The organism is Halolamina salina (genome assembly GCF_042678005.1).
GTDB lineage: Archaea > Halobacteriota > Halobacteria > Halobacteriales > Haloferacaceae > Halolamina > Halolamina salina.
Map to the genome: position 1 here is coordinate 3,394 of NZ_JBHUDH010000046.1, position 5,976 is coordinate 9,369.

Genomic DNA, 5,976 nt, shown 5'->3' on the forward strand with positions numbered 1-5,976 from the left:
TCGGTGTCGAACTCGGTGCGGAGGTCCCGCACCGAGAGCAGCGGGTCGCTCACGAGCTTCCCCCCTGCCGCGTGTCGAGCGCGTCGCGGAGGCTGTCCCCGGAGACGTTGAACGCGGCGACGGCGAACGCGAGCAGCGCGACCGCGAACGTCGTCACCCACCACTTCTGGTGCCACGGCATCACCTCGGACTCCAGCCCGACGCGGATCACCCGACCGAGCGACTGCGAGGCGATCCGGCTGAGGCTGAGATAGGCGAGCGCGACCTGTGCGAGGACGAGCAGCGGTACCCGGCGGCTGAGTTCGGTGACGATCGTCCCTCGGGCGTTCGGGACGATCCGGTCCCGCAGGATCCGCAGGTCGCTCGCGCCCGTCGCCCGCGCCGCCCGGACGTAGCCCGCCGACCGCTGCTGGAGGGCGTCGCTCCTGACGACGCGTGCGACGCCGCCCCAGTTGAGGAGGCCGAACACGCCGACGAACGCGAACAGGCCGCCGTCGGTGACGCCGGAGTACTCCCCGAGGAAGAACGTCGCGAGCAGGATGTAGACGACGATCGCCGGCACCGTCTGCTGAATGTCGACGTAGCGCATCAGCGCGTCGTCGACCCAGCCGCCGTAGAAGCCGGCCAGCGCGCCGACGACCGTGCCGACGACGCCGATGAGCACCACCGTCGGGAGGCTGACCTGCAGCGCGACGCGGATCCCGTAGACGAGCAGTTCGAGGACGTTCTCGCCGTAGCGGTTCGTCCCCAGCGGGTAGCGCCACGTCCCGTGGCAGTAGCCGTCGACGACCTTCCCGACGCAGTTGTAGTAGTGGACGTCGCCGACGAAGACACTGGTGTACACCGGCGGCTGGAGCCGGTACTTGAGCTTGGGGTAGCCCGTGTCGAAGAACAGCCCCGGCCCGAGCAGTCCGATCGCCGTGAGCACGGCCAGCGCGAGCAGCGCCGCCAGCCCGATCGGGTGCGAGCGGAGGCGTCCGAGCAGCCGCCGGGTCCGATCGAGGTCGGCCGCCAGCGGGAACAGCCCGTAGCGTGCGAAGAACACGGTGGCGACGAGGAGCAGCCAGTCCGCACGCGTCACGTCCCAGTTCAGGGCCGCGACCAGCTCCTCGGGGGCGACGATCGCGTCGTACGCGTACAGCGCGCCGAGCGCGAGGAAGGCGCCGACGAGTCCGATCGTCCGCTTTCGAACCGTGACTCCACGGTCGCGGGCCGCCCAGTCTACCTCGGTGAACGCCGCTGACTCGAAGTCCTTGGAGGGCATCGCTGTTCGCGGTTCTGCAAACCCTCAGGAAACTTTATAATACTTTATGTTGCAGATGATGCCGATGGACTCGGACGAGCGATCCGTCGACGGGTGGTCCCCGTGAGCTACGTCAGCTACCTCCTCCGTCGGTTCGCGTTCGCCGTGTTCTCGGTGTACGCGGCTGCGACGGTGATGTTCGGGTTCACCGTCCTCCAGATACGGCTGATCTTCCGCCACCAGCTCGCGTTCATGAACTGGGCGGGGTCGGACACGACCGAACAGGAGATCGAGCGGTTCCGGGAGTCGTACATCGCACAGCGAAGGCTGGATCACCCGCTGCACGAGCGCTACCTCGACTGGCTCGTCGATCTCACGACGCTTGAGTGGGGCCAGTCGATCGCGTACCGACAGCCGGTCGCGGCCGTCCTCGACGGGCGAGTGGTGACCACCCTGGAGTACGTCGTCCCGGGGGTCGTGATCGCCGTCGCCCTCGGGGTCCCGCTGGGCGTGCTGGCGGCGTTCGCGAAGAATGGACCCGTGGACTGGAGCGCCCGGCTGAGCACGTACGCGCTGCTCGGCGTCCCCGTGTTCATGCTGATCACGTACCTCCTCGCCGCCGTCCCGTACGTACCGGGCGGCGATGGGGGGCTGTCCGTCCACCCGCAGGTGGTCGCCGCCGTCGCGGTCGCGGCGAGCCTGCTGGCCGGCCAACTCCGGTTCAGCCGCTCGGCCGTGCTCGACCAGACGGGCCGGGAGTTCGTGAAGATGCTGCGAGCCAAAGGCGTCTCCCGGACCACGCTCGTGCGGCACGTGCTCCGGAACGCGGCGCTGCCGATCGTCTCGCTGTCGCTGAGCGAACTGCTGGCGGTGCTGGTGTTGAACATCTACGTGATCGAGGAGGTCCTCCCGATCGACGGACTGGCCCGGGTGAGCCTCGTCGCGGTCGAACAGGGCGACATGTCGCTGATCACGTGGACGACGCTGGTGATCGTCTTCCTCGGAATCGCCGGGAGCTTCCTGCAGGACGTACTGTACGGCTACCTCGACCCGCAGGTCTCCGTCGAGTGAACACGAACGGGGTTCCGCGGCACGTCCGTCCCGGCTCACCGGACCGGCGACGACCGAACTCGCCGGGGTGTGTCGCCCCCTGCGGTTCCGGAGGTCACAGGAAACTTTATACGACTTTCTGCTGCAGATGATGGCGATGACCTCGGACGAGCGACCCGTGGTCGGGTGGTCCCCGTGAGCTACGTCAGCTACCTCCTCCGGCGGTTCGCGTTCGCCGTGTTCTCGGTGTACGCCGCCGCGTCCGTGATGTTCGGGTTCACGGTGCTTCAGGCGCGGCTGATCCTCCAGAAGCAGTTGGCGCTCTTGCGGTACAACGGCGCACAGGAGTGGCAGATCGAACAGTTTCGGGAGGCGTATCTCGCCCGGCGCGGGCTGGATCGCCCGCTGTACGAACACTACGCCGACTGGTTCGTCGACCTCACGACGCTGAACTGGGGGCAGTCGATCGCGTACGACCAGCCGGTCGCGGCCGTGCTCGACGGACGCGTGGTGACGACGCTCGAGTACGTCGTCCCCGGCGTCGTCGTCGCCGTCGCCCTCGGGGTCCCGCTGGGCGTGCTGGCGGCGTTCGAGAAGGAGGGCGCCGTCGACTGGACCGCCCGGCTGAGCACGTACGCGCTGCTGGGGATTCCGGTGTTCATGGTGATCACGTACCTCCTCGCGGTCGTCTCTCCCGTTCGGGGTGGCCCGCTGGCCGGCGACGGGCCGTACGTCCACCCGCAGGTGATCGCCGCCGGCGCGGTCGCGGCGAGCCTGCTGGCCGGGCAACTCCGGTTCAGCCGCTCGGCCGTGCTCGATCAGACCGGTCGGGAGTTCGTGAAGATGCTCCGGGCGAAGGGAGTTTCCCGGCTCACGCTCGTGCGACACGTGCTCCGGAACGCGGCGCTGCCGATCGTCTCGCTGTCGCTGAGCGAACTGCTGGCGGTGCTGGTGTTGAACATCTACGTGATCGAGGAGATTCTCCCGATCGACGGGCTGGCGCGGGCCAGCCTCGTCGCGGTCGATCAGGGCGACATGTCGCTGATCACGTGGACGACGCTGGTGATCGTCTTCCTCGGAATCGGTGGGAGCTTCCTGCAGGACGTGCTGTACGGCTACCTCGACCCGCAAGTCTCCGTCGAGTGACGGCGATCGAGTGAAACGAAAGTGGTGACGCGTGCGCCGCTTCCCCCTCTCAGTCCTGCTGGTACTCCTTCTCGAAGCCGCGGAACTCGGTGCGGTGGGCCTCCTCCTCGGCGAGGATCGTGACCGCGAGGTCCTCGGTCACCGGGTCGTCCGCGGCCTCGGCGGCGTCGATGAGCGCACGGTAGGTGTCGATGGCGTCCTCCTCGGCGTCGAGCACCCCCCGGATCACCGAGAGCACGTCGGTCGAGTCCTCCGGCGGCTGGAGGGAGTCCTGCCGCGAGACGAACTCCGCCGAGCTCGGCGGCCGAGCGTCGAGCTGTTTGAGGCGGTTGCCCAGCTGCTCGGCGTGGGCCAACTCCTCCTGGATGTCCGTCTTGAGGCTCTCCTTGATCTCCTCGGCGCGGACGCCGTCGAGGACGATGGCGTTGGTCTGGTAGTTCATCACCGTCTCCATCTCGTCGCCGTACGCCTTCCGCAGCAGGTCGATGACTTTCTCGGAGCTCATGCAGCCTGATTTGTACCTAACGGGCGATATATCCGTCGGCGGCTCCCCCGAACCGGGAGGCGGCGACGCCCGCTACTGGTACGTGTGGACCTCGCCCGTCGTGTTCTCCTCGATGTACCCCCAGTCGTAGTCGACGCCCAGCCCCGGCCCCTCGGGGACGGAGACGGTCCCCCCCTCGACGGCCTCCATCATGTCCGAGTAGCCGCCCTCGTACACGGGCGGCTGGGTGTTCTGACAGTGCGGGTGGACCAGCGCCATCTCGTAGTAGTTGGAGTTGCGGCAGGCGGCGATGCAGTGGCGCTGTGCCGGCCCGGGCGCGTGGAACTCGATGTCGAGCCCGAACGCCTCGGCGACGCGGGCGACCTTGATCGCGCCCGTGATCCCGGCGTCGTACTCCGGATCCGCACGGAGGAAGTCCGTCGCGTCGTTCGCGGCGAAGTCGGACTTGAGTTCGAGCCCGCGGACGTGCTCGGTCTGCAGGATCGGCGTGTCGAGCTTCTGGGAGAGCTTCCGGTGGGCGTGCTGGGAGATGCCGCCGTCGCGGAACGGATCCTCGTACCAGAAAAAGTCCTGTTCGTCACACGCTTTCCCGAGTTCGAGCGCGTCGGCGAACGTCTCCAGTTCGCAGGCGGGGTCGTGCATCAGGTCCATCTCGTCGCCGACGGCCTCGCCGACCGCGTGGACCGCCTCGACCTCCCGGCCGAGGTCGCGGGAGGCGTCCCCGCCGCCCCAGCCGTGGATCTTGAAGCCGCCGAACCCCGCGTCGCGGCACTCCTCCGCGAAGTCGGCGAACGCCTCCGGCGAGTCGAGCCCGCCGGCGTCGTCGCCGTGGTACGTCGACGCGTAGGCGGGGATCTCGGTGCGGTAGGTGCCCAGCAGTTCGTGGATCGGCGCGTCGTAGTACTTGCCCGCGAAGTCCCACAGCGCGATGTCGATCGGTCCCATCCCCATCCGGTCGTACTTCCGGAGCGCCCGCTTGATCTCCGACCAGTGTTTCTCGCGTTCGAGCGGGTCCTTCCCGATCAGGTACTCCGCGATGATGTTGTACTGCGCCGCCGCCGGGGAGTTCCCGCCGACGTACTCGCCGGTGATCCCCTCGTCGGTGTGGATCTTCACGCCGAACAGCTTGCGGTAGGTCGTCTCGCCCGGCTCGTAGACGAGGTTGAAGCCGTGCTCGTCGGTCCCCACGTCCTCGAGTGGGTACTCGAACTCCCGGCTCTCGATCTTCGTGATGGTGGGAGCCATGCCCGCCCACTGTGGGGGCGGCGCGTAAAAATCCCCCCGAGGCCGACCCGACGGGGGGCTACCCCTCCAGCGCGCCCATCCGCCAGATCCCCGGCTCGTCGAGCCGGAACGAGCAGCCGACGTGGGGCACCTCCAGCACCCGCGGGTAGCGGAACGAGGCGGCGTGTTCGTGGAGCACCTTCGGGTCGGCGCCGACGCCCTGCCACATGTCGTGGTGGGTGGGGAGCAGCCGGTCGAGTTCCAGTTGGTTCGCCGCCTCGACGATCTGGTTCTCGTCCATGTACCAGCGCGTCCGCTCCCCGCGGCCGAGGTCGTACTTGTAGATCTCCCCGACGGATCCGAACGCCAGCGCCCCAACGTCGACGTCGAACTCCGCGGCAATTTCCGGGAACGCCTCGGCCGCCGGACGGCTGTCGCCGGCGTGAACGAACGTTCCTGACTCGTGTTCGACGACGTAGCTCACCGGCTCGATCGCGTCTGGGTCGTTCGCCCCGCGGACGTGGACGGTGAAGTCGCCGACCTCGAACGTCTCGCCGGCTTCGATCACGTTCCGTCGGTCCTCGGGGGCGTCGAGGTCGCCGTCGTAGTCCGGCGACTCGTAGGACGCCTCGGGCGCGTAGAGCGACGCGTCGAGGTCGTTCACCAGCGGCCCGTACGACGGCGGATGCATGTGGTCGATGTGCTCGTGGGTGACGAGCACGGCGTCGCAGTCGGTGGCGTCGGCGGGGTCGATCGGCACCGGGATCATGCGGACGATGTTCGGCGGGTCGCCGTCGCCGAAGTACGG

The 5,976-nt window shown here is 68.2% G+C and carries 6 protein-coding genes; 2 read left to right on the forward strand and 4 right to left on the reverse strand.

Annotation, left to right across the window (positions count from 1 at the left end; genetic code table 11):
• Positions 1–49 precede the first annotated feature (49 nt).
• Entirely contained in the window at positions 50–1,264 is a 1,215-nt protein-coding gene (locus ACFR9S_RS05490; RefSeq protein ID WP_379818236.1) for an ABC transporter permease, read from the reverse strand.
• 102 nt (positions 1,265–1,366) lie between these two features.
• Between ACFR9S_RS05490 and ACFR9S_RS05495 the strand changes: the two genes are divergently transcribed.
• Entirely contained in the window at positions 1,367–2,314 is a 948-nt protein-coding gene (locus tag ACFR9S_RS05495; protein ID WP_379818237.1) for an ABC transporter permease, read from the forward strand.
• Positions 2,315–2,488: 174 nt separating this feature from the next.
• The gene (locus ACFR9S_RS05500; protein ID WP_379818238.1) at positions 2,489–3,439 is read left to right on the forward strand and encodes an ABC transporter permease; all 951 of its coding nucleotides are present in this window, start codon (positions 2,489–2,491) and stop codon (positions 3,437–3,439) included.
• A gap of 49 nt (positions 3,440–3,488) precedes the next feature.
• Here ACFR9S_RS05500 and ACFR9S_RS05505 read toward each other — a convergent pair whose 3' ends face one another.
• The 3 genes from ACFR9S_RS05505 to ACFR9S_RS05515 form a co-directional block, all read right to left on the reverse strand.
• A complete protein-coding gene (locus tag ACFR9S_RS05505) occupies positions 3,489–3,944 on the reverse strand; it encodes a ferritin-like domain-containing protein (RefSeq protein WP_379731891.1) in 456 nt (151 codons plus the stop codon).
• A 72-nt stretch (positions 3,945–4,016) separates the two neighbouring features.
• Positions 4,017–5,189: a mandelate racemase family protein gene (locus tag ACFR9S_RS05510; RefSeq protein ID WP_379731889.1), complete on the reverse strand. Its 1,173-nt coding sequence runs from the start codon at positions 5,187–5,189 to the stop codon at positions 4,017–4,019.
• Between the two features lie 58 nt (positions 5,190–5,247).
• Positions 5,248–5,976: MBL fold metallo-hydrolase (locus ACFR9S_RS05515; protein WP_379818239.1), on the reverse strand; the 729-nt coding region annotated here is incomplete at its 5' end.

Coding starts and splice junctions, on each gene's coding strand:
- ACFR9S_RS05510 (WP_379731889.1), bottom strand. CDS start 5,189: ATGGCTCCCACCATCACGAAGATCGAGAGCCGGGAGTTCGAGTACCCA.
- ACFR9S_RS05490 (WP_379818236.1), bottom strand. CDS start 1,264: ATGCCCTCCAAGGACTTCGAGTCAGCGGCGTTCACCGAGGTAGACTGG.
- ACFR9S_RS05505 (WP_379731891.1), bottom strand. CDS start 3,944: ATGAGCTCCGAGAAAGTCATCGACCTGCTGCGGAAGGCGTACGGCGAC.